Consider the following 24,241-nt stretch of genomic DNA (forward strand, 5'->3'; position numbering starts at 1 on the left):
AACTTGGGTCGCAACACAATTGGGGCCCGAAGACCGAACGGTTTCAGGTTGTGTCGCGCTTGTCCCGAGAGGACAGGCGCCACAGCTTCCACGGTGCGCGCCATGCGCCGCGTTCGAGCCGCTCGGGCACGGGATCGAAGCCACTCGTTCCACCGGGTCCGCAGCGCACGACCCGGAACAGCGTCATCCAGCCGCCGGACCACAAGCCGTGGCGGGCGACGGACTCGTAGCCATATTCCGAGCAGGTCGGCAGGTGCCGGCAGGAGTTGCCGATGAAGCCGGAAAGCGTCAGTTGGTACAGGCGGATCAGGCCGAGACCGAAGAGCCGCCCCGGCGTCCGGTCGAACGGGCCCGACCAGTTGCGCGACTTTCGCTGCGCCCGCACTCCGGCTTTGACGGAATCGACCTGCGGCTCGTCGCCCGCCCCTTGGCCTGATGCCGGCGCTATCGATGCCATTTTGCCGGGCGGCGCTTCCCGTTCGATCGAACAGAATACGCACATGATCAGACGGCCTCGGCGGTCGCCCGCTTTGCCTCGACCTGGCCGATCGCGTCGACGACGGCATCGAAGGTCAGCATGGTGGAGGCGTGGCGTGCCTTGTAGTCGCGCACCGGGCGAAGAAACCGCATCTCCTCGAAACGCCCCACCGGCCCATCGCCGTCGGCCTTGAGCATCGCCAGCATGTCCTCGCGCGCCTGCCGTACCTCTGCCGCCGTCGCCCCAATCACATGGCGCGCCATGACGGAAGACGAGGCCTGCCCCAATGCGCAGGCCTTCACCTCATGGGCGAAGTCGCTGACGCGGTCGCCATCCATCTTGAGCCAGATTTTCACGCGAGAGCCGCACAGCTTGGAATGGGCGCTCGCCTCGGCATCCGCGTTGTCGAGCGTTCCGATCCGCGGGATGTTTCCGGCGAATTCGAGAATGCGGCTGTTGTATATGTCGTCCATCGGGAACTTTTCCGACCTGAAGGTAATTTCAGAATTCTGCGCGATAGGGGCAGCATATTCCAGTGTGTCCGCGAAAAAAGCATTCCATGTCGCGCATGGCCCCTTTCGCAGGCAACCAGCGATACTATATGCTATGTCGTGTTGGGGCGACCGTTTTCAATATGCAAGGGTCGCCTGTTGTTTGGGAAACCGTGCCGGAAGATCCATCGTAGAAGTTCCTTCGTACAAGCAATGGATCGGAAAGCCCCGGAGCCCGCCAACGGAACCCAAGCCTGCAGGGTTAGGCGAATGGCCAGTGGCGAGTCCGACATTCGACGAAAGTCAACCTGCAGAAAGGCCATGGGATCATGGACGCCGTAATCAAGAATTTCCCCGTCGGCGAAGAAAACTCGGGCCGCCCGACCCAGAAGGAAGCCGAGGATGCGGTTCGCGTCCTGTTGCGCTGGGCCGGAGACGATCCGTCGCGCGAAGGCCTGCTCGACACCCCTTCGCGCGTCGCCAAGGCCTATAGAGAACTGTTTTCTGGTTATGAACTTGATCCCGAGGACGTCCTTGGCCGCACCTTCGAGGAGGTCGCCGGCTACGACGATATCGTTCTCGTCAAGGACATCCCCTTCTATTCGCATTGCGAACACCACATGGTGCCGATCATCGGTCGCGCCCATGTCGCCTACCTGCCGAACGGCCGCGTACTTGGCCTGTCCAAGATCGCCCGTGTCGTTGAGATCTACGGCCGTCGCCTGCAGACACAGGAGACGATGACCGCACAGATCGCCAGCGCCATCGACGAAACGCTACGCCCGCGTGGCGTCGCGGTGATGATCGAGGCCGAACATATGTGCATGGCGATGCGCGGCATCCAGAAACAGGGCTCGACAACGCTCACCACCACCTTTACCGGTGCCTTCAAGGCCGAGCCTGCCGAGCAGGTTCGCTTCATGACAATGATCCGGGGTCGAGGGTGAGTTCCGCCGGCTCCGCCCTGGAGCCCGACATGGCGATCGAATTTCAGCCACCATCCGAAAACAAGGCCGAACTCGAGGCAGGCGGGGCGTTCACGCCGCGCTTCGACGAAAACGGCCTTCTGACGGCCGTGGTAACCGATGCGCGCGACGGCGAGCTCCTGATGGTAGCCCACATGAATGCGCAGGCCCTGGCGCTGACGATCGAAACGGGTATCGCCCACTACTGGAGCCGCTCGCGCAAGGCGTTGTGGAAGAAGGGCGAGACCTCGGGCAACCTGCAGACCGTCGTCGAACTGAGAACGGACTGCGACCAGGATGCCGTCTGGCTCAAGGTGTCCGTCGCCGGACACGACGCCACCTGCCATACCGGCCGGCGCTCTTGCTTTTACCGCACCGTCAGCCATGCCGGCGAAGCGGCCCAACTGCAGATCACCGACGACGACGTTCATTTCGATCCCGCCACAGTCTATGGCGGCAAGAACGGCTGATGCTTGAGCCCGTTCCCTTTCGGCACGGATTTAACACTTTGGCAACGAAATGAGCGCGTACTGACGGCGGTGGCGCAACCGCGCGCAACATGGTCGAACCGATGCCATTCCGCAGATGCCGAACAGACACGACGATGCCCTCGAGGGCGGCTCTATTTTCCGCCCCGTCGCCCTTCCGCCTCGACTACTCCTTATTGATGAGCCAAAGCCATCGAAACTGGCTTAACGGGGCAACGGATGCAGCCCATGCGCGGGGTGCCAGCGCGCCGTGCATGCGCTATTTTCGGGGCCTGGCGGCGCGGCTTCGGAACCGAATGGGCGAGACTGAAGTTCTTCCGATACCGGAGGCCTGAAATGTTGAACTGGAACTTCAACCGAAGCATGGTGACGACAAACCAGTCGGATCCGGATGGCCCCTCCATGAACCAGTTCCAACCTCCGCGCGATCCGGATAAGACACGCTCCCGCATTGCGCTTGCGCTTGGCGGCGGGGCCGCCCGCGGCTGGGCCCATATCGGCGTGCTGCGCGCCCTGGACGAGGAAGGCGTCGAGGTCAGCATGATTGCGGGGACGTCTATCGGCGCTCTGGTCGGCGGCTGCTATCTCGCCGGCAAGCTGGACGAGTTGGAAAGCTTTGCCCGCTCGCTGACAATGCGCAGGATCGCAAGCCTTCTCGACTTCACCATTCGCGGAAGCGGGCTGTTCGGCGGCATGCGGCTGACGCGCCGCATGCAGGAGCATCTGGAGCACCATTCGATCGAGGAACTCGACCGTCCCTTCGTCGCAGTCTCGACGGAGATCAACACCGGCCACGAGGTGTGGATCACGAGCGGTTCGCTGATCACCGCAATCCGCGCCTCCTACGCGCTGCCGGGCATCTTCGAGCCGATCAAGTGCAACGGCCGCACACTGGTGGACGGTGCGCTCGTGAACCCCGTCCCTGTTTCCGTGTGCCGTGCGCACGAGGAGCCGCTGGTGGTCGCCGTGAACCTCAACTACGACCTCTATGGCCGCTCCGCCGTGATCAAGCACACCGCATCCGTCCAGCAGATCGACAGCCCGCCCCGGCAGGAGACCAGCGAATCGCGGCTGGGATTGACCGGCGTCATGGTGCAGTCGTTCAACATCATCCAGGACCGAATTGCGCGCGCGCGTCTGGCAGGGGATCCACCGGACCTCGCGCTACACCCGCGCCTCAGCGACATCGGCCTGTCGGAGTTCCACCGCGCCGGCGAAGCGATCGACCGGGGTTATCTGGAAGCCAAGGCGAAGATTTCCGAGATCAGGCGAATGCAGGAGTCCTGCTACGATAGCAGGCGCAACGTCGTTCCGTCGGCGATGCCGCAGCATAGCCGGAAAAGCTGAAGCTCGCGAACACCGGCCGCCCAATCAATCGACTGGGATCCGCCTTCGCACAAAGATTGCCGCTAGGATGATACCGCAAGGACGGGGCACACGCCGAGCGCGCGCCCCGCGCAAGGATGGCTCAGCCGGAAATATAGGCCTTGATTTCGGCGGCCTCCCGCTCGATCGAGCGGATATGCGCCTTCACCACGTCGCCGATCGAGATGATGCCGACAAGGCGACCGTCCTTTTCGACCGGGATATGGCGCGCGCGAAGCGTGCTCATCATTTCCATCACTTCTTCGACGCTGGCGCTTTCGCCGCACCGATGGACGTTGCCCCACATGATGGAGGAAATCGGCTTGTCGAGACAATCCGCACCGCTCTTCGCAATTGCGCAGACGATGTCGCGTTCCGTCAGGATGCCGGAGATCCTGTCGTTGCGATCGACGATGACGATCGCGCCGATACGATTGTCGCGAAGATAGACTGCAGCTTGACGAACCGTGATCTGCGGACCGCCCGTAACGACGTTGCGGCCCTTTTCGTCAAGAATGGACTTTACATACATGCATTCCTCCCGTTGCAACATGACGCAGAGAGGCGTTAGCCCGACAGGGCTTACCGCCCACAGGCGGCACTACCCTCCAGTAGTCCCGCTCAGTTTCCGGCGTGCATGCGCGAACCGGAACACCGCGATCGTGCGCCACGAATGGAGCGAAAGCAAGTCCACACAAAGATTAGGCTTAATCGGCGGCGCGCCCCTACGCGGGTCCGGCGGGCAATCTGTCAAACAGCGGGAAGAAGAAGAAACCGAAGAGAAAACCGCCAATATGCGCCTCCCACGCGATCGAAGCCCCGTCTCCGCCCGCAAACATCTGGCCGAACCCGATAGCGAAATTGGTGAGGAACCAGATCGCCGAAAAGACGAGGACGGAACGGTTGGACAAGGCCTCGCGGATGGTCAGCCGCCTGTTGAGATGCGCGAACTGCCGACTGATTCGCCCGCTGGGCGAGAACACGAACCGCGCCGCTGCCCCCATCAGCCCGGACACCACGCCCGATGCACCGATGACGACGACCATTTCCCCCCAGTGGAAGAGGCTGTGCAGCGCGACGGACGCTGCCGACGAAAGGCACCAGAAAAGCACGAATCGGGCAGTCCCGATGCGACGGACGACCGGCGCGCCGAACGCCACCATCCAGAAGCTGTTGAAGATCAGGTGCTCCCAGCTTCCGTGCAGGAACGAGTAGGTCACGGGCGTCCAGACCCATGCAAGGCTCTCGGCCATGAACTGCGGCAGGTAACGGGCCGAGATGAAGGCGAATTCCAGCAGAACCGAGTCATCCTGCTGCGACGAAAGCAGATAGGTGCGCACGACATGGATCAACGTCAGCAGCGCCAGCGCGGTGACGAGGCTCCCTGGCAGGTTGAAAGCCGGCTCCCGTTTCCTGGGGTTCAGCGAAACCTCGCTCATGCTGTCGCCTGCGTTACTCATACCACCCGCCGCAAATGAACAAACCTGCGTGCTTATACAGATAAAATAAGGGCCGTACAGCTTTCGCCATACGGCCCCGAGCCCCCAAACCCCGGCCCTGAAGTGTGTGCTGAAGGTCGCCCTTCATGACGTGATGGACTTTGTGTGCCATGGCCGGACGCGGCGCACAATCGAAACCAATGGTTAACCTTAATGTCCGCGTTGGCACGATCTTCGCTTGGAAATGAGGAACCGGCAGCAAGCGGCGCATGACGTGCCGTTTCGCTACAGCACCCATGAGAATGCAATGCAGACGACGACAGCCAGAGCGATCTACGAATACTGGACCCGGGTAAAGGGAGGCCGCGATGTGCCGAATCGGCGCGACATCGATCCGGCCGAACTGCGCAATCACCTCCCCGATCTTTTCATACTCGAGCAGTCTGCCGGCACGGCGGCCACGTTCCGCCTTGCCGGGACGCGTCTTTGCACCCTGTTCGGTCGCGAGATGCGCGGCGCCGATTTCCGGGAGATGTTCGCCGTGAACATGCAGGCGCGGGCGTCGCGCGCCTGCGCGACCGTACTGGCCCGCCGGGAGCCTGCGACGCTTCAAGCCAGCGCCTACGGAACGTCCCTCGAAGCCGTCCCGGTTGAGATCCTGCTCTTGCCGATGACGTCGCACACCTCGCGCGCCGATCGCATCTTCGGCGCCGTGGTGCCGCTTCGTTCCGTGCACCATTTCGACGTACCGTTTCGCTACATGACGCTCGAAAGTGCAGAGATGATTCACGAACAGGAAACAGCGCTCCCCGCTGCCGAACCCGCCCCGTCCCCATCCTTGATCGCGGTCAGCCGCAGCGATATCGGCAGCACGATGCGCCGCATATTCCATCTGCGCGTCTTCGACGGCGGCAGATAGGCCGTCCACCTGCCACAATTACTAACAGTCGCAACAGATGAAAACGAACTATTAACCGCGACCGGTTAGAAGTTGGAAAGAGATTTCTTTCAGGCGCCGCCCGTCCATGTATTCGTTTCAGCAATCGTCGACCACGGTTCACAGGCCGCAGCCGGAGCAGCGAAGCTTCCAGCGCGTGTCGGTCAATCTTGCCGGCCGCCTCATGCTGCCGAGCCACGACGAATACGATTGCACCGTGATCGACATGTCGCCGGGCGAAGTGTTCTTCACCTGCCATGCTCAGCCACACCCCGGCGAACGTATCATCGCCTATATCGATCACCTCGGTCGCATCGAGGGCACGGTGGCCAAAGTCACCGACGACGGCTTCGTAATACTCGTCAACGCCACCGACCGGAAGCGCGAGAAGCTCGCAGCCCAACTCACCTGGATCGCCAACCGTCACGAACTCGGGCTTCCGGAAGACCGCCAGCACGACCGGCTTACGCCGCGCAACGGCCGCACCGAGCTCGCACTCAACGACGGCCGACACTACCCCTGCCGCATCATCGACCTCTCGCTCTCCGGCGCCGCGATCGATATCGAGGTCCGCCCGGCCATCGGCACGCCGGTGCAGCTCGGCAACATGCGCGGACGCGTCGTCCGCCATTTCCAGGAAGGCGTGGCGATCGAGTTCTCCAGCGTCCAGTCCAGGGAAGCACTGACGCAATTCCTCTGAAGCGCAGAGCCAAAGACTACGCCCGGAAAAGGCTGCGGGCCGTCAGTCGCCCCAACAAAAAAATCGGCTGCTTTTTTCCTCGCATCAATCGGAATCTACCGGAACGATCGCCGTAGCGCGCCGCCAGGCCGCCGTCGAAGCCCCCGCTTCCGCCACCAGCCGCACGCGGACCAACCGCCGGTCGCGGCCAGATCCCTTCCTCCCGGACGTTAAAAATAAAAACAGATTCAGCGTCTTAACGACGACGCCGCAGCAAGTGCCCGTCGCTTTTGACGGCCACGAATTGCTACAATTTTAGTAAAAAGTCGCTCAAATACATGTCAAATTAAGTTCTATTTTTATTCTTATGCAGCGAAATTTTGAACTTAATTATACTTCGCAACTTCGCGCAGGATAAAAATATTCCTGTCATTGTCACCTCACAAACGGGGACATGACAATGAAAAACAAAATCGCTTGGACAGGGACACTCGCCGTTCTGCTCGCATTCGCCTTCAACGCACAGGCCGGCGCATTTCAATCGAGCATGACAGTCACCGGCCCGACCAACCAGCCGATCGGCCACTACGATTTCTGCAAGCAGTATGCCGACGAGTGCAGGGCGACCCCGGTCGCAGCCCCGATGGTGCTGACGGAAGACAGCTGGCGTCAGATCCTGCAGGTCAATTTCGAGGTCAACAGCGCCGTCCAGCCGCTGACGGACATGGAGATCTACGGCGTCGAGGAACGCTGGGCATACCCGGAAACCGTCGGCGACTGCGAGGACTATGTCCTGCTGAAGCGCAAGAAGCTGATCGAGGCCGGCATCGCGCAGTCCAACCTTCTCATCACCGTTGTGCTACAACCCAACGGCGATGGCCATGCCGTGCTCACCGTTCGCACCGATCGCGGCGACCTCGTACTCGACAACATGCGTGACAAGGTGCTGGTCTGGTCGGAAACCGAGTACCGCTTCCTCAAACGCCAGTCCGAAAAGAACGCCGGCAAGTGGGTGAAGCTTGAAGACGGCCGCGCGACCGTCGCAGTCGGCAGCGTCAGGAAATAGCAAGTCGCATCACCGATGCAGGCCGAGCCTGGCCGGCCTGCACACCTACCTCTCAGGGCCCGGTCATTCATCCCCGTCCCGACCCAAGGCCCTCTGCGGCCGGCTTCTGTCCCTGAGCCGGCCGCATTTTTATGCGCCCTGGGGTTGCGCCATTAACGCAAGATTAACCATGGTCGAATGAGGCTACTGGCATCGCGAGCAAGCCCCGCGCCGGTTCCGTGCCGTAGCGTGTCACTTGGCGCCAACGTTATCGGACACGCAAAGCTCGCCATGCACGCCAAGGGTCAAAGGGACGACATCCACGAGGAGCATCTCTTCTCGGCGCGGTTCATAAAGCGTCTCTGCGTCGGCATCGCCGTTCTCGCCGGCCTGACGGGCGCTCTCAGCTATGCCGGGCGGGAATTGGGCGACAGGATCGCACTCGCCGGCCACACCGAAGACCGCACGCCCCTGAACATCCTGATCGGCGAAGACCACCTGCGGCTGCCGTCCAACGCCATCCGCTTCCAGGACCAGCGCCAGACCGGGCGCACCGACCGGCTCGACGTCTACCTCACCTGGCCCGAGATGGAAGGCTACACCAGCGAGAACCGAGACCGCTTCAACGATATCAGGCAGCCGGAAAACCTGATTTTCCTGCAGTTTTCGCAAAGCACCATGTCGCGCGACATGTCCGGGCGGGTCGAGCCGATCTACTCCCACCTCTTCGAGGGCGCGCCCGAAAGCGGTCCGGCCGGCCTCACCATGCGACATCTGAAGGAAGGCTCCGGCTATGCCGGCGAGACCCTCCTCACCGGAACCATGCCGGACGGGTCGATCTATGCTGTCCGCTGCATCCTTCCCGCGCGGGGGCAACCGTCCACCAGCGCCGACTGCCAGCGAGATATCCACACCGGTGACGATCTGTCGCTGCTCTTTCGCTTTTCGAGCAGACTTTTGCCGCAGTGGCAGGAGATGGAGACGGCGGTCCGCACCTATGCCCGCCAGCACCTCGTCCAAGTGGCACCGCCCACACGGACGCCCGATAAAAACACGCCGGAATGATCAAGGAATGATTCATCATAAACCGATTGGTAACCCTGCGCCGCTAACCTCACTCAGATCGTCGTTCAGGTTCGCCTCAGAACGAAACAACAATCCGAAGACTTGAAGAGTAACAGCGTGTTCCGTTCCGTTTTCTCCGCCATCATCTCGCACGCGATCGGCCTGGCAGGCAAAACATCCAGGCGGCTGGTTTTCGCCGGGGCCGTAACGGTCGCAGCGGCAGGCCTTGCGCATGCCAATCCGAAGTATTCCGGAATCGTCATCGACGCGAAGACGGGCAAGGTGCTGTACAGCCAGGATGCAGACGACCTGCGTTACCCCGCGTCGCTGACCAAGATGATGACCATTTACCTGACCTTTGAAGCGCTAGAGTCGGGCAAGATCACCAAAGACACGCTCGTTCCCGTATCCAAGCACGCAGCCAGCGAGCCGCCGTCCAAGCTCGGCGTCCGTCCCGGCAGCAAGCTTACCGTCGAGCAGGCGATCCAGGCGCTCGTCACCCGCTCTGCAAATGACGTGGCGACGGCGCTTGGCGAGTTTCTCGGCGGCTCCGAGGATCGTTTCAGCCGGATCATGACGCAGAAAGCCCGCGCGTTGGGCATGACGCGCACCGTATACCGCAACGCGCACGGCCTGCCGAACACGGCACAGGTCACCACCGCCCGGGACCAGGCCCGGCTGGGTCTCGCACTGCGCCAGCACTTCCCGCAGTACTACGGTTATTTCAACACCCGCAGCTTCCGTTACGGCAAGCAGACGATCGGCAACCATAACCGCCTTCTCGGTGTGGTTCGCGGCGTGGACGGCATCAAGACAGGCTACACCCGCGCTTCCGGCTTCAATCTCGTCACCTCTGCCCAGGCGGACGGTCGCAGCGTCGTCGGCGTCGTCATCGGCGGCCGGTCGGGCGCCTCGCGTGACCAGCAGATGAAGAAACTGATCGCCGCCTATATGCCCAAGGCCTCGCGTCGTGGCGGCGGCAACTTCATCGCGGCGACCGAATCCGCGCCGACGCTCACTGCTTCGGCCGCGTCGAACGCCGTATCGGCCAATGTGGCCTCTGCCGGCGCGTCGGCAGCATTCGAACTTCCCACGAGCGGCCCCGTTCCCGCATATCGCTACGAAGAGGCGCGCATCCAGACCGCCTACGCCGCGACCTCCGGCTCCTCCCAGGTCGTCGGCAAGGACGCACTGGCTGCGACGCTTCGCATCCAGCGCAGCGCCGAACCCGCAGCAGCCGAATCTGAAATCGAGCAGGGCGACGCGAGCGCCTCGGTCGATGCTCTTACGACCTCCTCCACCGCCGCCGCATCGCCGAAGTCGATCCCGGCGGGCTGGGTGATCCAGATCGGTGCGACGCCGGACCGTAGCCAGGCACAGGCTCTGCTCGACAGCGCCAAGGACCGTGGCGGGAAGGCTCTCGCCGGCGCGCAGCCCTTCACCGTTGCCGTCGGCTCCGGTTCGAACCAGCTCTACCGCGCCCGCTTTGCCGGCTTTGCCGGACAGGACAATGCCGTCAACGCCTGCAAGGTGCTGAAGAAGAAGGGCATCGCCTGCTGGGCGAGCCAGCAGTAAGAAATCAGGCTGCGCGAGGGATCCGACTTGATCGCGCGCAGCCACGGAACTCGCCTTGATCGTCAATGCTGCCGGATGGGTTTGATTTCCGGCGAAGACGGCAGGGCGGATGGGGCCGGAACCGGCCATCCATCGACCTCGATTAGGTATTGCGTACGAGGGATATCATGGCGATGAACGAGAATATGAACGGTACCCTGTCAGGCACGAAGCGCAATCACCGGAGCGGTCTTCATCCGCTCCACGAAGCTGCGCTCCGGATCGCCGATATCGGCCTCAACCGCTCGCGCGCAAGGACGAAGGATCTGGTCGGCATGCTGCTCGCGCACGGCGCGCGCGCATGGCGGACCGGTCAGCCCGAGGTGGGCATCCACCTCCATGTCGGCCGCGACGGCCGCCGCCACCCAATCCGGATGCGGATACGCTGATTTCAGCCTTTCACGCTGCCGGCGCGTGCAGTGGACCTCGCCCCTCTTTTGCCGCAGCATTCGCTGTAACGCTTGCCGGAACCACATGGACAGGGATCGCCGCTGCGGCGCTGCAACTTCCCGATCAGCGGCAACAGCAGCGCATGCGGAATGGCTGAAGCGGTAAATGCCGCCAGCTTGGCCGATATTCCGGGCACGACAAGCCTTCGACCCGACCTGAAGCCGCGCCATGCGCGCTCGGCCACATAGTCCGCATCGAGACGTGGCAGCACCTTGAACAGCATCGACCTCCCGGCACCCGAACGCTGCAAGAATTCGGTGGCGACGGGACCGGGCGCCGCACAGGTGACCGTGACGCCGGTCGCGCGAACTTCTTCGTGCAGTGCCTCCGAAAACGACCGGACAAAGCCTTTGGTGGCATAGTACATCGCCATGCCGGGTCCGGGCGTGAAGCTGGCGATCGAGCCCAGATTGAGCACCCCACCCCTTCTGCGCGCGCACATCGCCGGCAGAAAATGCAGGGTCATGTCGGCAAGTGCGCGGATATTGATATCGATCATGCCGATCTGCTCGTCCGCCGGCAATAGCGTCGCCGCACCGCGCAGACCATACCCGGCACTGTTGACGAGCACGTCGCAGTAGAGACCCACGCTTTCCAGATGGGCTTGCAGCCGCTTCGGCGCATCGACGGTAAAAAGATCGAGTTCGAGGACGAACGGTTCGCCGCCCGCAGCGCGGACGTCGCCGGCGACTTCTGCGAGCGCGTCAGCCGCACGCGCGACAAGCACCACCGGGCAGCGCTCGTTTGCGGCCACCTTGGCTATGGCACGGCCGATCCCACGCGACGCGCCAACCACGACGACGGCCGGCCTCGGCGATGCCTCCCCGTTCATCCTGCCGTCCTTATCGCGGCTGCGTCGCGCGACGGCGCGTCGCCGGACATGGCGTCCACTTCCGCCGCAACAGCGCCGTTCAATATCGCTTCGAAACGCTCCAGCGCACGGGCGACGTTCGCACCGTCCATCACCCGGTGATCGTATAGAATGCGCACGGTGACCGTGCCGTCCTCGGCGATCGGGCCGTAGTTCAACAGCGTCGTCAATGGTGTCAAAGGATTGAGCGATTCGGCGCCAAGCCCCGAATAGACCGAGAATTGGAAAGTCCCGAAGTGGCGTGCGCGGCGTCGAGCGATGTTGAGGCCGAGCCACATGATGGCCCAGCGCATCACCCCCGGCAGGCGGGCGAATTTCAGTGCGCGCCGGAATTCTTTGATCGTGGCGATCGGACGCGTTCTGGCCGTCTCGATCAACGCCTGCAGTTCGGAAATGGTGCGACGCTCAGGCCCCTTGATGGTTCCCAGCAGCACGATGCGCTCACCATCAAGCTCGCGCTCATGGGCGACCGACGCGATGCTCAGCGGATACTCGTAGAAGTGCGGCCAGGGTAGTTTGACATAGGCGCGCCGGAGTTCGGGCACCTCTTGCGACAGCAATCCGTAGCCCTTGAGGAAAAGGACTGTCCACGACGGCCGGATGGGCTGCTGCGCCCGTGCCTGCAGAAGCGTGGCAAGGGTCATCTGCCGTTGCACCGTCACGCGCGGGATGCCGATCGAAAACCGCATGAGATCTCCGACAAGCCTTCGTGGCGCCGAAATCTTCAGGGCCCTTCCTCGCAATTCTGCCTCCCTCTTTCGCAAATGCCAGCGAGACGACTAGTAGATATATGGAATGATCCGTTTGGTCCTGTCCATGTACTGCCGGTATTCTTCGCCGAACGTATCGGTCATCATCCGCTCTTCCTTGTCCACCCGCAGGAAGAAGAGTGTCGCGAAACCGGCAAGACCGGCAAGGCCGACGATCCAGTTTGCAAGCAGCAAGGCTTGCCCCAGCGCCAGCATGAAGAACGACGTGTACATGGGATGGCGGATCAGCGAATAAGGTCCGCCGCTGATAAGCTTGTGCTTCTCACGGATCTCGAGCGAGATCGACCAGTTCTTTCCAAGCTCCTTGTGGGTTCTGCGGAACAACCACACGCCGGCGAAGAACAGGAATGCCCCAAGCGCAACGCCCCAGGCGCTCGCTGCATGGTCGCCGGCTTTCGGAAAGCCTGTTGCGACATAGATGCCGGGAACAACCGCCATGCCGGCGAGCGCTGCGCCCAGGCCGATCCGGTCGGTCAGCGACCGCCGATTGACCACGACGCGTGTACGCCGCGCCCGGCGTTCGAAGGGGAACCGGATGACGTACCAAGCGACGATCCCCAGAACCCAGAGGATCTGGCCTGCATTTTCCACTGACATGTTCATGGGCGTCACTCTAGCCTTACGGCCATCCCCTGCGCCAGCCGTGCGGCCTTGCCGACACCGTCATCCACCGTTCATCTCGCGAAGCTTGGTGATGAACTGCTGCGGACGCAGCCATATTGCCGGCGTCTTGTAGCCCATAGATCTCGCGATCTCCGCGACGAAGGCATTGCAGTTGTAGACCGAGGCCTGCCAGACACGTGAACGGGCCTTGAGATCGCGTATGAATGCCACAGTCTTGCGGTACTCGGCTTCCGTCAGCAGGACGCGCCAGCTTGCGGAACGATATTCCTCCTCGAGATCACCGTCGCTCGCTCCCGTCTCCGCCGGAACCGGAACGAAGTGCCCGAGCACATAGGGTGCAGGATCGTTCGTGGCGGGTGCAAGACCGGCCACCTCCTGGGTGGCAGGGCGGCCGGATTTGTCGAGCCGTCCGAAGATGACGTAGGTATGACCATAGCTCAGGGCGTAACGCGACCGAAACTCGATGTAGTAGCGGGCGTCCTTGCGCACTGCCTTGCCGTCTGCGCCGGCATAGCCGCGATAGTCGGAAACATAGCGGGGCAGCGGCGGCTTGTCCTCGGATTGGCAGGACGTTATCGCAAGGGATAGAAGGATCAAAAGCGAAACGCGGCTCTTGCCCAACGACATGGACACGCTCCATTTCACGCTACGAATGCAGTAGCTCATGTCTGCTATGAAAGGTCTTCCGGTCGAGGGTCCGCCTGAAAACCGGAAGAGCGTTTCGGCCGGGGAAGCGCGCTACCGCGCCTCCCCGGGCCAAGTTCAGGCATGTCACTTATAGACCGGTGCCGGCTGTTCGACCGGAGGCGGAGCCTTGCCCTTCCCCTTGCCGACGGTGTCGCAAGCGGTAAGGCCGGCCACGGAAATCACTGCTACTGCCAGGATCAAAAGTCTGCTCATCAAGATGTCCTCTCCTTCACACGGAATAGGTTATCGAAGGCAACGACTCTAGTAATAGCCGCAAATGCCGATAACGCCTAGTGCGCAAGCACGACAAAGTTAACGCATGCGAAGTGCGCTCAAGATCAGTTTTTTCAACGGCTTGTAGCAATTGCGTGAAGACGGGTTCCCGATCGTGCCATTGGCGCTGGACAATACTTCCTTCGAACGAGGAGGTGCGGCGACGAATCGATTTTTGTCCGAAAGCGGTGCTGCAACGCATGGTCTTCGCAACCCGGGGGGTGCGCGAAATACCCGCCCCTACCCGCTCATATGATGACCACCCGAGTCCCGACCGGGGTGCGGTTGTAGAGGTCGACGATGTCGTCGTTCGTCAGGCGCACGCAACCGTTCGAAACCGCTTGGCCGATGGACCACGGCTCGTTGGTTCCGTGAAGCCGGAACAACGTGTCCTGGCCGCCCTGGTAGAGGTAGAGCGCTCTTGCGCCCAGGGGATTGTTCGGTCCACCCTCGACCCCGCCGGCATACTGCGCAAGACGCGGCTTGCGGCTGATCATCGAGGCGGTCGGCGTCCAGGACGGCCATTCCGCCTTCCGACCAACCGTCGCCTCGCCCTTGAACGTAAGGCCTTCCTCACCGACAGCCACGCCGTATCGCGTCGCCAATCCGCCGCCCTCGACAAGGTAGAGGTAACGCTCCCGTGTATTCACGACGATGGTTCCGGGCGCCTCGTATCCGGCATACTGCACGGTCTTGCGCCTGTAGCGGCGATCGACACGGTAGTTTTCGTAATTGCTTCTGGAATACCAGTAGGTTGTGCGGCACCCGGAAGCTCCGGAAACCAGCAGGCTGAGGCTAGCGAGCATCAGGGCTCGGCGGCTTTTGGCGAAGTCTCTGTCCATTGGCACCTGTCAGTGATCTGACGAACCCTCACCGCTAGACTTACCATTGCCGCGCCGTTTGGCCAAGCCTCCCCTCTGGTGGACGGCCAGTGGAGGCCCTACCCGGCAGCCGAATACAGAAGCCTGCGTGCCCTTCCGCTTGTACGGAAAGGACTTGCGTCCTCCGCCCGCGTCTGTTCGACTGGTCGACACTCGTGATTTGGGAAGGACACGATGGCATCGAGTTTTGCAGGAAAAGTGGCGATCGTAACGGGCGGCGGCTCGGGCATAGGGGCGGCAATCTGTCTCCGCCTGGCCCGGGATGGTGCCGAAGTTATCATCGCCGATATCGACCGCGCAGGCGCAGAGAAGCTGGCGGCCGACGTTGGCGCGAATGGCGGGAGGGCGCATGCGGTCTCAACCGACGTCACGGATCCGGAGGCGGCCCGCAAGCTCGTCGATTTTGCGGTCGAGACATGCGGCGGGTTGCACCTTGCCGTCAACAATGCCGGCACCCACGGTGCGCTGGCCATGACGGCGGACTACCCTCTCGACAACTGGCGCAAGCTGATCGACGTCAACCTGAACGGCGTCTTCCACTGCTTGAAATACGAGATCGCCGCGATGCTGGCTTCCGGCGGCGGCGCGATCGTCAACATGGCATCCGTGCTGGGCACGGTCGGCCTGCCGGCGACCGCGGCCTATACCGCAGCCAAGCACGCCGTCGTCGGCCTGACAAAGGTGGCGGCGATCGAATATGCAAGGCACGGCGTGCGCATCAATTCTGTAGCACCCGGATGGATCGAGACGCCGCTTCTGTCAGAGCATTCCCGGATCGCAAGCAACCGCCGCATGGAGGCCCTGCAGCCTATGGGGCGTCGCGGCACGCCGGATGAAGTGGCAGCCCTCGTCGCTTTCCTGCTGTCCGACGAAGCAAGCTTCGTCACAGGCAGCTGTCATGTGGTCGACGGCGCGTACACGGCCCACTGATCGGGTAACCGGTCGCAGCCGCGTCAGAGCAATCCGAGTTCGGCCAGTTCGCGCCGCAGCTCCATCGGCAAATCGGCGCCATCGGCCCCAAGGCTCATCAGGTCGCGCGGCGCGTCCTCGCCCGTGAGATAGCGCCATCCCTGGAAGGCGCGCTTCGGCTGGGGTTCGGTTTCGATGACTTCGGGGCCGAGCACGAGTTCGCACCGGGTGATCCCGTCTACGTCCTTGAACGTCTTCAGATCCAGCAACGGCTGCCGTGCCTGCACCTGTCCCTTGATCACCCAGTAGAGCGAACCGCCGTCAAGCAGCTCCTCCGCCCGCTTCGGGATCATGCGCGTCGTATGAGACGAGCTTGGTTCGAGACCGGCGGCGATCGCCACGAGCGCGCGCCGCGATACCCAATCACGCAGATCCTCGATCGAATCCGCTCCGACGCAAAGTTTGATGAGATGAAGGGCCATGGCTCCTTGAACGCCTTTCCGCCCCTCCAGTCAAGCAGCCAAGCCCTGCCGGGCACCCCGACCCGGAGGCGCGCCGGCAACATCAACATTCGACGACGTTGACCGCGAGGCCGCCTGTCGAAGTCTCCTTGTATTTTTCGTTCATGTCGACGCCAGTCTGCCGCATCGTTTCGATGCAGGCGTCGAGCGGCACGAAATGGGTACCGTCCCCCTTGATCGCAAGCGACGCCGCCGTAACCGCCTTGACCGCGCCAAGCGCGTTGCGCTCGATGCAGGGAACCTGCACGAGACCGGCGACCGGGTCGCAGGTCATGCCAAGATGATGCTCGAGCGCGATTTCGGCGGCATTCTCGATCTGCTCCGGGCTACCGCCCATCACGGCTGCAAGCCCTGCCGCCGCCATTGCAGATGCCGAGCCGACCTCGCCCTGACAGCCGACCTCGGCGCCGGAGATGGAGGCATTGTGCTTGATGATTCCACCCACCGCAGCAGCAGTGAGCAGATAGTCGCGAATGCCCTCGGCGTCGGCATCCTCATGGAAATGCAGATAATAGCGGATCGTCGCCGGAACGACGCCTGCCGCGCCGTTGGTCGGCGAGGTCACCACCCGCCCGCCGGCGGCGTTCTCCTCGTTGACGGCCATGGCGTACACGCTGAGCCAGTCGTTTGCGAGCAGCGGATTGGCCTTGTTCGAACGCCATTCCGCCTGAAGCTTGTCGTGGATCATCCGGGCGCGGCGCTTCACCTTGAGCCCACCGGGCATGATGCCCTCGCCCTGCAGGCCGCGGTCGATGCAGCCCTTCATCGCCGCCCAGATGCGGTCGAGCCCGGCATCGAGTTCCTCGCGCGACATCGCGGTCTCTTCGTTCGCGCGCTTCATCTGCGCGATCGTCATGCCGGAGCGCTGCGCCATCTCCAGCATTTCCCTCGCGGTGGCGAACGGGAACGGCACCTTGCGCTCGCTGGCCTGTGCCTTCGTCGCCCGCATCGCCTCGAGTTCCGTATCGGTGACGACGAAACCGCCACCGACGGAATAGTAGATCCGCTTCAAAAGCAGCCGGCCGTCGCGATCATGGGCCGAGAACGTCATGCCGTTGGCGTGCCCCGGCAACGGCGTCTTCTTGTCGAAGACAAGGTCGGTCTTCGGCTGGAAGGCGTAGGACGGGTGGCCGGGCGGCGTGATGCGGCCGGTCCGTTCCACCTCCGCCACGATTTCGTCCATGCGATCCGGATCCACGATGTCGGGCCTTTCGCCCATCAGTCCCAGGATGACCGCGCGGTCGGAGCCATGACCGACCCCGGTATAGGCGAGAGAGCCGTGCAGGCTCATCCTGATGGCGGCAACAGCCGCTCCCGCCGGACGCGGCCAGTCGGGCGACAGGATCAGGTCGAGAAAGCGGTTCGCCGCCGACATGGGTCCCATGGTGTGGGAACTCGAGGGGCCGATACCGATCTTGAAGACGTCGAAGACCGAGAGAAACATGCGCTGGACCTGCCAATACCTGCACCCGCGTGGAGATGCGACCTCGTCACCGAAACGCCCGCCAGATGACTGGCCTCGTGTGCGGCAACATATGGAACATGTGGTGAAAGCTACGTCATACCGCAAGGCGCATACGGCGGCGGCCCGACATCCTGTTCTGCGCCTGCGACATCGCGCTTGCGTAGAAGAAGCCCAAAACAAAAACGGCGCACCTGAAGCGGCGCGCCGTTTTTGCTAGTCACGAGATCTTGGTCTCATGCGCCCCCGAAAAGATAGACCAGGGCAAAAAAGCCTGCAAATGCGATGACCATGCGGCATGTGAGGCCCCAGCAGGCCTTCTGAGCGGTACTTTCCATGATTTCCCCAAGAGAAAAACGATCGTCGCCGGCAAAAAAAATCCGCCCGCGCCGGCCCTCTTTAGTGAAGAAATGATGAAGGAGCAACAGCAAAGATGGCGAAAGCGTGGCACCAGCATCGACGGCCGCGCCGCGTCCGGAGATCTGAGCAAGGGATATCAACATGTTAGCGCGCGCGGTATGCGTCAGGCGCTTACCTGCCCGCCACACAAATGCCGGCAGTCTAAACGGCAGATGACAAGCCGGGTTGACGCGGCGGCGGTTTCCAAAATGCGCAATCCGTGGCAAATCACGAATCCATGTCCATCATCGATCCGATCGCCTTCGTCGTCTTCATCCTGTTGTGGCTGGGCTACGCCTGGATCACCGACAAACGGCGTTTTCTGAACCGGGTGAGCCTGACGCGCGCGATGAATGCGCAGCGTGCGGCCTGGATCCGCAATGCCATGCGCCGTGACCTACGCATGATCGATACGCAGATCATGTCCGGACTGCAGAACGGCACCGCCTTCTTCGCCTCCACTTCGATCCTCGCGCTCGGCGGCTGCTTTGCGCTTCTCGGCGCGACGGAAAAGGTCTTCATGATCTTCGGTGATCTGCCGCTGGTGTTCCAGGCCGGACGCGCCGGTTTTGAATTGAAGGTCGGCGGCCTGGCCGGCATCTTCGGCTACGCCTTCTTCAAGTTCGGCTGGTCCTACCGGCTTTTCAATTACTGCACCATTCTGCTCGGCGCCGTTCCCATGGCCGGCGACGTCCACAAGGACCCCGCCGCCGCCGATCTGGCCGCCGACAAGGTCATCCGCATGAACATCCTGGCCGCCAAGCACTTCAACGCCGGCCTGCGGGCAATCTTCCTGTCGATCGGATATCTCGGCTGGTTCGTCAGCCCCTACCTGTTCATGCTGACGACATGCTTCATCACCATCGTGCTGATACGCCGCCAGTTCTATTCGGAGGCGCGGCTGACGGTACTGGAAACCACCGAGTAGTTCGAGCACTTCCCATCCGCCGAAAGTGGGGACGCTCGGCCAGCCAGAATTGCGAAGTACCGCACCATGACCCAGGAATTCTCAGACAAGGCGGCCGCATCAGCGGAGCGTACTGCGCCGGCAAAGCAGCGGCTGGCATGGCTCGATGCGGCCCGCGGCGTGGCGCTGCTTGCCATGGCGATCTATCATTTCACCTGGGATCTCGACTATTTCGGCTATATTGCTCCGGGCACGGCCGCCACCGGCGGCTGGCGAATCTTTGCCCGGCTGATCGCCGGCAGCTTCATCTTCCTCGCCGGCTTCAGCCTCGTACTCGGGCATCGCAATGCCATCCGCTGGCGCCCGTTCTGGAACCGGTTCGGCCGCATCGCCGCCGCGGCATTGCTGATCACGACAGCGACCTATCTCATCTTCCCGAGTACCTTCATATTCTTCGGGATCCTTCACCACATCGCCCTTGCAAGTCTGCTCGGCCTGATTTTCCTAAGGCTGCCGCTCGTGGTCCTGCCGGTGGTCGCCGCCGCAGCATTCGCGGCCCCGCAATTCCTTCGCTCCGAGCTGTTCGACATTCCGGCGCTGTGGTGGGTGGGGCTATCGGAAACGGCGCCGCGTTCCAACGACTACGTGCCGCTGCTGCCCTGGTTCGGCGCCTTCCTGCTCGGCATGACCGCTTCCCGGCTATGGATCGCGCGCGCGGCGAATGCGTCGACAGGTCCCGCGCCGCGCCCCCACGGCAGGACAACCGCTCTTTTTGCCATGGCGGGCCGGCATAGTCTGGCGGTCTATCTCATTCATCAGCCGGTGCTGATCGCTCTCGTCTATCTTGCTACACAAGTCGCGCCGCCGCCGAAGCCCGATCCGGTCGAAAGCTATCGCCGCAGTTGTGTCGCAGCCTGCAGCGTCGATACAGACCCCGCCTTCTGCAAAAGTTTCTGCGACTGCACCATCAGTGAACTGCAGAGCAGAAACCTGTTCGACGCCCTGAACGCCGGCACCCTCGACGTCCAGACGGACGAACGCATCGGCGAGCTTTCGCAGCAATGCACGGCGCGCGCTTTCTCAGACGTGCCGTCGCAGCAATAGGACGCGCCGGGACACATGCCCGGCGCGGTAATGTCTGCTGCAGCTGGTCGTAAGCTCAGGTGCCGACGCCGATCTCCGCCAGGCGCGTCAGGCAGGCTTCCTCGACATTGTCGAGCTCGGCGAGCGTCTCGTCGATGTCGCGGCGCTTCTGCCGAAGGTCGTCACGTTTCTCCACCACCTTCTGCATCAGCAGCTGCAACTGGCCGATCTCGCCCGGAGGGTCCTTGTAGACCTGGATGATCTCGCGGATTTCCGAAATCGTGAAGCCGATGCGGCGGCCGCGGAGGATTTCCTTGATCAGATGGCGATCGGCGGGCCGGAACAGCCGTGTGCGGCCGCGCCGTTCGGGGTGAATGAGCCCCTCGTCCTCATAGAACCGCAAGGTCCGCGTCGAGACCCCGAATTCTCGGGTCAATTCCGTTATGGTATAATACTTTTCCACGCCGACTCCGGTGGTTTTGCGCGGTGCCGATTTTATTGACTTTTACGTGAAAGTCAATTTTTGCGACTACGAGATCGCGAACCACCAGGTCGCAAGGCCCAGAAACGAGAAGAATCCGGTCGTATCGGTAACCGCGGTCACGAAGACGGCGGACGATACCGCCGGATCGGCGCCCACCTTGTCCAGCACCAACGGGATCATGATCCCGGCCAGCGCTGCCGCCATCATGTTGATCAGCATTGCGGTTGCGATGATGCCGCCGATGTTTGCATCATGGAACCAGAGGCCTGCGACGCATCCGATCAGCGTGCCACACAGCACACCGTTCAGGAGCCCGACGCCCGCTTCGCGGCGCACGACGCGCCAGGCGTTGTGAATGTCGAGATTGCGCGTTGCAAGCGCCCGCACGGTCACGGTCATCGTCTGCGATCCGGCGTTTCCGCCCATGCCCGCCACGATCGGCATGAGAATCGCCAGCGCCACGATTTCCTCGATCGTCGCCTCGAACAGCGAGATGACGGACGCGGCAATCGATGCGGTGAAGAGATTGACCAGCAGCCACGGCACGCGCGAACGCGAGGTCTCCAGCACCGTGTCCGACAGCTCCTCGTCGCCGACGCCGCCGAGGCGCATCAGGTCTTCTTCGGCCTCTTCCTGGATGACGTCCACCATGTCGTCGATCGTCAAAACGCCGACGAGCCGGCCGTTTTCGTCCACGACGGCGGCCGACAGCAGGTCGTACTGCTCGAAAAGCTGCGCCGCCTCCTCCTGATCCATCAGCGCCGGGATCGGATGGCTGGTCTGACGCATGATCGCCTCGACCTTGACCTCGCGCTTGGAGCGCAGAACGCGGTCGAGTTCGACCACTCCCAGCAGGCGGAAGGTCGGATCGATCACGAAGATCTCGGTGAAGCTGTCGGGCAGGTCGTCGTCCTCGCGCATGTAGTCGAGCGTCTGGCCGATCGTCCAGAACGGCGGCACCGCCACGAATTCCGAGCGCATGCGCCGGCCGGCCGTGCTCTCGGGATAGTCCAGCGACCGGCGCAGCCGAATCCGTTCGGTAAAGGGCAGCTTGGCGAGGATCTCTTCCCGGTCCTCCTGGTCGAGGTCTTCGAGGATGTAGACGGCGTCGTCGGAATCCATTTCGCCGATCGCCGCGGCGATCTGCTCGTTCGGGAGGTGTTCGACGATATCGAGACGGATCGCCTCATCGACCTCGGTCAGCGCGGCAAGGTCGAACTCCTCGCCCAGCAGCGACACCAGCGCCCGCCGCTGGTCGGGCTGGATCGCCTCCAGCAGGTCGCCCATTTCCGATTCGTGCAGCTTGGCGACGTGGCGGCGCAGAAAAAGCGTGTCGCGGTCGGCGATCGCCGCACCGACCTGCATGAGGAAATCGGAGCGGATGGAGCCGTCCGGGGCATAGATGTCGTCGCCATCCACGGCACTCCGTTCGGCAGCCCGGGCGCGCTCGCGATCGTCTTCGCCGGTGTCCGTCATCCGAGCCGCTCCTCGAAAATGCATCCTCCGACGATGCTTCCGTTCAAGGACACAAGGCCAGGGCAGAGAATGGAATTGTGATACCGCCTGTCGGACCGGGCATGAGATTCCCACCCCTTCCGGCCGGAATCGTGCTAGCCGAAACCTCTGACATGGTCCACAGCCAGCTACCGCATTTCACTTGGCACGGCGCGTAAATTTCTCTGACTGTTGCGTTTCTGGGAGACATCGGGAGCGACGTGCCCATCGGCCTTCTGCCGCAGACCCCGCAAAAGGCCGGCAGGTCGCTACTGTGCTGCCAACCGTATCTGGAGATCCGACATGCCGATCCGCCCCATCGTACGTTTTCCCGACGAAAGGCTGCGAACGCCCTGCCGCGCCGTCGAACGCTTCGACGATAACCTTGCGGCGCTCGCCAGCGACCTGGCAGAGACGATGCGCGCGGCCCCCGGCATCGGCATCACCGCGGCCCATGTGGGCGAATTGCTGCGGCTGACGGTGATGGAACTCGACGGCCCGTCATCAACGCGAATCTACGTCAATCCCGAAGTCGAGTGGAGCTCCGCCGAGATACGCCGGCATGCGGAAGGCAGCGTCTCCATGCCGGGCGTGACGGAGGAGGTGGAGCGCGCGGCCCGCATTCGCATCCGCTATCAGGACCTGCTTGGAAACTCGCACGCGGAGGAAGCGGACGGTCTGCTGGCAGTCTGCCTTCAGCACGAGATCGACCAGCTCGATGGCATATTCTGGATTGACCGGCTGTCGCGCCTGAAGCGTGAGCGCATCGTCAAGAAGTTTCGCAAAATGAACAGCTAGCAGGGAGGGCGGCGCTGCAGCCACGGAAGCCTCTATGGCTGCCCGCCCGCCGGACGCCTTCACCCCTTGGGTCTATAGTGATCCTCGATGACTTCCCAGCTCGCATCCATGGCATAGGCCGCAGAGATGTGCGGAATGCCCACATGGCCGAACACCAGCGAGAGCTGTCGCTCTGCCCGCTCCTCGCTCTGTCCCGCGAGGCGGTAGCTGTAGAGTGCGGACACAAGCCCCGTCCGGTCCGATCCGGCCTGACAGTGAACAAGGATCGGCTTCGGCGCCGCGGCCATGATCGCGACCACTTCATCCGCCTGGGCCGGGGTCAGCGTCCTCGAGGCGGACATGCGATAGTCGATGTGCTGGACCCCCAGCCGTCGTGCCGTGGCAAGCTCGTTTTCGTACCAGACAGCACGCGCATCCTCCCCTCGCAGGTTGATGACCGTCTTTATACCGTGCGTGCGAACATAAGCAGCCAGTTGTGTCGCACTCGGTTGCGCCGAGCGGTAGAATTCCCCCTCGATGACCGTATGAAAATTGCCGACCACCTGAAGATAGGCGGCATAGGCGCCGAATCCGACACCTGCTAGCAGATAGGTGCAAGCAATCCCAAACAGATATCTCCGTGCCAACCGCATCCTTCTCGCCCATTCTGTTGTGTACGGCGAAACGAATGCGCGAACTGCCTGACACTGATCTGAACACGGCGATTTTCAGTGCTTTACCGGAAATTTACTCTATCCGCCTAAGGTCCCTGCAGGCGCGACTAGAGTATAGCGTACGCGCCACTCCCGGAATTCGCCCGCTTCGGCGGGCTTTCTTTTGCCCGCCCTGCCATGCACACGGCGCGTTCATGTTCATGTCAGCTAGGCGGCGCACCTTGCGAAAGTCCGGGGCAGAGCCAGTCGCGGACTTGAAGACAGGGAAGCGACCGGAAAAGCCGCGATCGCCGGTCGCTTCCTGTCCCCGACCTTCTGATCCAAGAGGCTAATTCTAGCACTATCGGGGGTGGCAGGCTTCGCGTACGTTCTTGCTGCCGCCCACTTGGGCGCTGTTCCCCTCTAAGGC

The 24,241-nt window shown here is 62.5% G+C and carries 29 protein-coding genes; 13 read left to right on the top strand and 16 right to left on the bottom strand.

The genetic code is table 11. From position 1 onward, the window contains the following. Nucleotides 1-43: 43 nt before the first annotated feature. Nucleotides 44-502, bottom strand: a complete 459-nt coding sequence (gene yidD, locus CRO48_RS09835) for a membrane protein insertion efficiency factor YidD (protein WP_407071907.1) — start codon at nt 500-502, stop codon at nt 44-46. 2 nt (nt 503-504) lie between these two features. After that, nucleotides 505-951, bottom strand: coding sequence for an iron-sulfur cluster assembly scaffold protein (locus tag CRO48_RS09840; RefSeq protein ID WP_097138619.1), 447 nt, complete (start codon nt 949-951; stop codon nt 505-507). Nucleotides 952-1,298: 347 nt separating this feature from the next. Here CRO48_RS09840 and folE point away from each other — a divergent pair, with 347 nt between their 5' ends. The 3 genes from folE to CRO48_RS09855 all read left to right on the top strand — a co-directional run bounded on the left by folE (nt 1,299) and on the right by CRO48_RS09855 (nt 3,769). Further along, nucleotides 1,299-1,916, top strand: coding sequence for a GTP cyclohydrolase I FolE (folE, locus tag CRO48_RS09845; RefSeq protein ID WP_097138620.1), 618 nt, complete (start codon nt 1,299-1,301; stop codon nt 1,914-1,916). A gap of 29 nt (nt 1,917-1,945) precedes the next feature. Beyond that, a complete protein-coding gene (hisI, locus tag CRO48_RS09850) occupies nt 1,946-2,404 on the top strand; it encodes a phosphoribosyl-AMP cyclohydrolase (RefSeq protein WP_097138622.1) in 459 nt (152 codons plus the stop codon). A gap of 354 nt (nt 2,405-2,758) precedes the next feature. Continuing rightward, nucleotides 2,759-3,769, top strand: coding sequence for a patatin-like phospholipase family protein (locus CRO48_RS09855; RefSeq protein ID WP_097138625.1), 1,011 nt, complete (start codon nt 2,759-2,761; stop codon nt 3,767-3,769). Nucleotides 3,770-3,890: 121 nt separating this feature from the next. On the opposite strand, the gene CRO48_RS09860 is transcribed toward CRO48_RS09855, so the two are convergent. Beyond that, nucleotides 3,891-4,319 (bottom strand): CBS domain-containing protein, encoded by a 429-nt coding sequence (locus CRO48_RS09860; RefSeq protein WP_097138626.1) that lies wholly within the window; start codon nt 4,317-4,319, stop codon nt 3,891-3,893. A 193-nt stretch (nt 4,320-4,512) separates the two neighbouring features. Further along, complete coding sequence (locus CRO48_RS09865) at nt 4,513-5,226, bottom strand: rhomboid family intramembrane serine protease (protein ID WP_097138628.1); 714 nt, start codon at nt 5,224-5,226, stop codon at nt 4,513-4,515. Between the two features lie 307 nt (nt 5,227-5,533). On the opposite strand from CRO48_RS09865, the gene CRO48_RS09870 reads away from it, so the two are divergent. From CRO48_RS09870 to CRO48_RS09895, 6 genes are all read left to right on the top strand, one after another. Next, the gene (locus CRO48_RS09870; RefSeq protein WP_176526708.1) at nt 5,534-6,145 is read left to right on the top strand and encodes a PAS domain-containing protein; all 612 of its coding nucleotides are present in this window, start codon (nt 5,534-5,536) and stop codon (nt 6,143-6,145) included. Between the two features lie 106 nt (nt 6,146-6,251). After that, entirely contained in the window at nt 6,252-6,863 is a 612-nt protein-coding gene (locus tag CRO48_RS09875) for a PilZ domain-containing protein (RefSeq protein WP_097138632.1), read from the top strand. Nucleotides 6,864-7,302: 439 nt separating this feature from the next. Continuing rightward, nucleotides 7,303-7,908, top strand: coding sequence for a transglutaminase-like cysteine peptidase (locus tag CRO48_RS09880; protein ID WP_097138634.1), 606 nt, complete (start codon nt 7,303-7,305; stop codon nt 7,906-7,908). Nucleotides 7,909-8,178: 270 nt separating this feature from the next. Continuing rightward, complete coding sequence (locus tag CRO48_RS09885; protein ID WP_097138636.1) at nt 8,179-8,952, top strand: hypothetical protein; 774 nt, start codon at nt 8,179-8,181, stop codon at nt 8,950-8,952. 117 nt (nt 8,953-9,069) lie between these two features. Then, the gene (locus tag CRO48_RS09890) at nt 9,070-10,527 is read left to right on the top strand and encodes a D-alanyl-D-alanine carboxypeptidase (protein WP_245423478.1); all 1,458 of its coding nucleotides are present in this window, start codon (nt 9,070-9,072) and stop codon (nt 10,525-10,527) included. Between the two features lie 167 nt (nt 10,528-10,694). Further along, complete coding sequence (locus tag CRO48_RS09895; RefSeq protein WP_097138640.1) at nt 10,695-10,955, top strand: hypothetical protein; 261 nt, start codon at nt 10,695-10,697, stop codon at nt 10,953-10,955. A 2-nt stretch (nt 10,956-10,957) separates the two neighbouring features. Here the strand turns inward: CRO48_RS09895 and CRO48_RS09900 are convergent, their stop codons facing one another. From CRO48_RS09900 to CRO48_RS09925, 6 genes are all read right to left on the bottom strand, one after another. After that, nucleotides 10,958-11,848 (bottom strand): SDR family NAD(P)-dependent oxidoreductase, encoded by an 891-nt coding sequence (locus CRO48_RS09900; protein ID WP_097138642.1) that lies wholly within the window; start codon nt 11,846-11,848, stop codon nt 10,958-10,960. Continuing rightward, on the bottom strand, nt 11,845-12,630 hold the full coding sequence (locus CRO48_RS09905) for a hypothetical protein (protein WP_097138644.1): 786 nt from the start codon (nt 12,628-12,630) through the stop codon (nt 11,845-11,847). The genes CRO48_RS09900 and CRO48_RS09905 overlap by 4 nt, the downstream gene beginning before the upstream one ends. Before the next feature lie 36 nt (nt 12,631-12,666). Then, nucleotides 12,667-13,254 carry a protein-S-isoprenylcysteine O-methyltransferase gene (locus CRO48_RS09910; RefSeq protein ID WP_097138783.1) on the bottom strand — a complete coding sequence of 196 codons (588 nt, stop codon included), beginning with the start codon at nt 13,252-13,254 and terminating at the stop codon, nt 12,667-12,669. Nucleotides 13,255-13,320: 66 nt separating this feature from the next. Then, a complete protein-coding gene (locus CRO48_RS09915; protein ID WP_097138646.1) occupies nt 13,321-13,908 on the bottom strand; it encodes a hypothetical protein in 588 nt (195 codons plus the stop codon). 144 nt (nt 13,909-14,052) lie between these two features. Then, nucleotides 14,053-14,181, bottom strand: a complete 129-nt coding sequence (locus CRO48_RS09920) for an ABC transporter (RefSeq protein ID WP_097138648.1) — start codon at nt 14,179-14,181, stop codon at nt 14,053-14,055. Nucleotides 14,182-14,489: 308 nt separating this feature from the next. Then, on the bottom strand, nt 14,490-15,083 hold the full coding sequence (locus CRO48_RS09925) for a L,D-transpeptidase (RefSeq protein ID WP_097138649.1): 594 nt from the start codon (nt 15,081-15,083) through the stop codon (nt 14,490-14,492). 213 nt (nt 15,084-15,296) lie between these two features. Between CRO48_RS09925 and CRO48_RS09930 the strand changes: the two genes are divergently transcribed. Next, nucleotides 15,297-16,052 carry an SDR family NAD(P)-dependent oxidoreductase gene (locus CRO48_RS09930; RefSeq protein ID WP_097138651.1) on the top strand — a complete coding sequence of 252 codons (756 nt, stop codon included), beginning with the start codon at nt 15,297-15,299 and terminating at the stop codon, nt 16,050-16,052. Between the two features lie 23 nt (nt 16,053-16,075). Here the strand turns inward: CRO48_RS09930 and CRO48_RS09935 are convergent, their stop codons facing one another. From CRO48_RS09935 to CRO48_RS09945, 3 genes are all read right to left on the bottom strand, one after another. Then, complete coding sequence (locus CRO48_RS09935; RefSeq protein WP_097138653.1) at nt 16,076-16,513, bottom strand: DUF1489 family protein; 438 nt, start codon at nt 16,511-16,513, stop codon at nt 16,076-16,078. 82 nt (nt 16,514-16,595) lie between these two features. Next, nucleotides 16,596-17,996, bottom strand: a complete 1,401-nt coding sequence (locus CRO48_RS09940) for an L-serine ammonia-lyase (protein ID WP_097138655.1) — start codon at nt 17,994-17,996, stop codon at nt 16,596-16,598. A gap of 254 nt (nt 17,997-18,250) precedes the next feature. After that, nucleotides 18,251-18,640: a hypothetical protein gene (locus tag CRO48_RS09945; protein ID WP_141402035.1), complete on the bottom strand. Its 390-nt coding sequence runs from the start codon at nt 18,638-18,640 to the stop codon at nt 18,251-18,253. An 11-nt stretch (nt 18,641-18,651) separates the two neighbouring features. Here CRO48_RS09945 and CRO48_RS09950 point away from each other — a divergent pair, with 11 nt between their 5' ends. Both CRO48_RS09950 and CRO48_RS09955 read left to right on the top strand, forming a co-directional pair. Continuing rightward, entirely contained in the window at nt 18,652-19,341 is a 690-nt protein-coding gene (locus CRO48_RS09950; RefSeq protein ID WP_097138660.1) for a DUF599 domain-containing protein, read from the top strand. Nucleotides 19,342-19,407: 66 nt separating this feature from the next. Beyond that, nucleotides 19,408-20,424: a heparan-alpha-glucosaminide N-acetyltransferase gene (locus tag CRO48_RS09955; protein WP_097138662.1), complete on the top strand. Its 1,017-nt coding sequence runs from the start codon at nt 19,408-19,410 to the stop codon at nt 20,422-20,424. Between the two features lie 55 nt (nt 20,425-20,479). Here CRO48_RS09955 and CRO48_RS09960 read toward each other — a convergent pair whose 3' ends face one another. Both CRO48_RS09960 and mgtE read right to left on the bottom strand, forming a co-directional pair. Then, nucleotides 20,480-20,866, bottom strand: coding sequence for a MerR family transcriptional regulator (locus tag CRO48_RS09960; protein WP_097138664.1), 387 nt, complete (start codon nt 20,864-20,866; stop codon nt 20,480-20,482). A 66-nt stretch (nt 20,867-20,932) separates the two neighbouring features. Beyond that, nucleotides 20,933-22,363, bottom strand: a complete 1,431-nt coding sequence (gene mgtE / locus CRO48_RS09965; RefSeq protein ID WP_097138666.1) for a magnesium transporter — start codon at nt 22,361-22,363, stop codon at nt 20,933-20,935. Nucleotides 22,364-22,684: 321 nt separating this feature from the next. On the opposite strand from mgtE, the gene CRO48_RS09970 reads away from it, so the two are divergent. Then, a complete protein-coding gene (locus CRO48_RS09970) occupies nt 22,685-23,179 on the top strand; it encodes a peptide deformylase (protein WP_097138668.1) in 495 nt (164 codons plus the stop codon). 59 nt (nt 23,180-23,238) lie between these two features. Here CRO48_RS09970 and CRO48_RS09975 read toward each other — a convergent pair whose 3' ends face one another. Next, a complete protein-coding gene (locus tag CRO48_RS09975) occupies nt 23,239-23,805 on the bottom strand; it encodes a dual specificity protein phosphatase family protein (protein WP_245423479.1) in 567 nt (188 codons plus the stop codon). Nucleotides 23,806-24,241: the final 436 nt, after the last annotated feature.

Source organism: Rhizobium subbaraonis (genome assembly GCF_900220975.1).
Lineage (GTDB): Bacteria > Pseudomonadota > Alphaproteobacteria > Rhizobiales > Rhizobiaceae > Mycoplana > Mycoplana subbaraonis.

Coding starts and splice junctions, on each gene's coding strand:
- CRO48_RS09875 (WP_097138632.1), top strand. CDS start 6,252: ATGTATTCGTTTCAGCAATCGTCGACCACGGTTCACAGGCCGCAGCCG.
- CRO48_RS09915 (WP_097138646.1), bottom strand. CDS start 13,908: ATGTCGTTGGGCAAGAGCCGCGTTTCGCTTTTGATCCTTCTATCCCTT.
- CRO48_RS09860 (WP_097138626.1), bottom strand. CDS start 4,319: ATGTATGTAAAGTCCATTCTTGACGAAAAGGGCCGCAACGTCGTTACG.
- CRO48_RS09885 (WP_097138636.1), top strand. CDS start 8,179: ATGCACGCCAAGGGTCAAAGGGACGACATCCACGAGGAGCATCTCTTC.
- CRO48_RS09855 (WP_097138625.1), top strand. CDS start 2,759: ATGTTGAACTGGAACTTCAACCGAAGCATGGTGACGACAAACCAGTCG.
- CRO48_RS09910 (WP_097138783.1), bottom strand. CDS start 13,254: ATGTCAGTGGAAAATGCAGGCCAGATCCTCTGGGTTCTGGGGATCGTC.
- CRO48_RS09925 (WP_097138649.1), bottom strand. CDS start 15,083: ATGGACAGAGACTTCGCCAAAAGCCGCCGAGCCCTGATGCTCGCTAGC.
- folE (WP_097138620.1), top strand. CDS start 1,299: ATGGACGCCGTAATCAAGAATTTCCCCGTCGGCGAAGAAAACTCGGGC.
- CRO48_RS09900 (WP_097138642.1), bottom strand. CDS start 11,848: ATGAACGGGGAGGCATCGCCGAGGCCGGCCGTCGTCGTGGTTGGCGCG.
- CRO48_RS09970 (WP_097138668.1), top strand. CDS start 22,685: ATGCCGATCCGCCCCATCGTACGTTTTCCCGACGAAAGGCTGCGAACG.
- yidD (WP_407071907.1), bottom strand. CDS start 502: ATGTGCGTATTCTGTTCGATCGAACGGGAAGCGCCGCCCGGCAAAATG.
- CRO48_RS09930 (WP_097138651.1), top strand. CDS start 15,297: ATGGCATCGAGTTTTGCAGGAAAAGTGGCGATCGTAACGGGCGGCGGC.
- CRO48_RS09880 (WP_097138634.1), top strand. CDS start 7,303: ATGAAAAACAAAATCGCTTGGACAGGGACACTCGCCGTTCTGCTCGCA.
- CRO48_RS09920 (WP_097138648.1), bottom strand. CDS start 14,181: ATGAGCAGACTTTTGATCCTGGCAGTAGCAGTGATTTCCGTGGCCGGC.
- hisI (WP_097138622.1), top strand. CDS start 1,946: ATGGCGATCGAATTTCAGCCACCATCCGAAAACAAGGCCGAACTCGAG.
- CRO48_RS09935 (WP_097138653.1), bottom strand. CDS start 16,513: ATGGCCCTTCATCTCATCAAACTTTGCGTCGGAGCGGATTCGATCGAG.
- CRO48_RS09940 (WP_097138655.1), bottom strand. CDS start 17,996: ATGTTTCTCTCGGTCTTCGACGTCTTCAAGATCGGTATCGGCCCCTCG.
- CRO48_RS09865 (WP_097138628.1), bottom strand. CDS start 5,226: ATGAGCGAGGTTTCGCTGAACCCCAGGAAACGGGAGCCGGCTTTCAAC.
- CRO48_RS09955 (WP_097138662.1), top strand. CDS start 19,408: ATGACCCAGGAATTCTCAGACAAGGCGGCCGCATCAGCGGAGCGTACT.
- mgtE (WP_097138666.1), bottom strand. CDS start 22,363: ATGACGGACACCGGCGAAGACGATCGCGAGCGCGCCCGGGCTGCCGAA.
- CRO48_RS09895 (WP_097138640.1), top strand. CDS start 10,695: ATGGCGATGAACGAGAATATGAACGGTACCCTGTCAGGCACGAAGCGC.
- CRO48_RS09840 (WP_097138619.1), bottom strand. CDS start 951: ATGGACGACATATACAACAGCCGCATTCTCGAATTCGCCGGAAACATC.
- CRO48_RS09950 (WP_097138660.1), top strand. CDS start 18,652: ATGTCCATCATCGATCCGATCGCCTTCGTCGTCTTCATCCTGTTGTGG.
- CRO48_RS09870 (WP_176526708.1), top strand. CDS start 5,534: ATGCAGACGACGACAGCCAGAGCGATCTACGAATACTGGACCCGGGTA.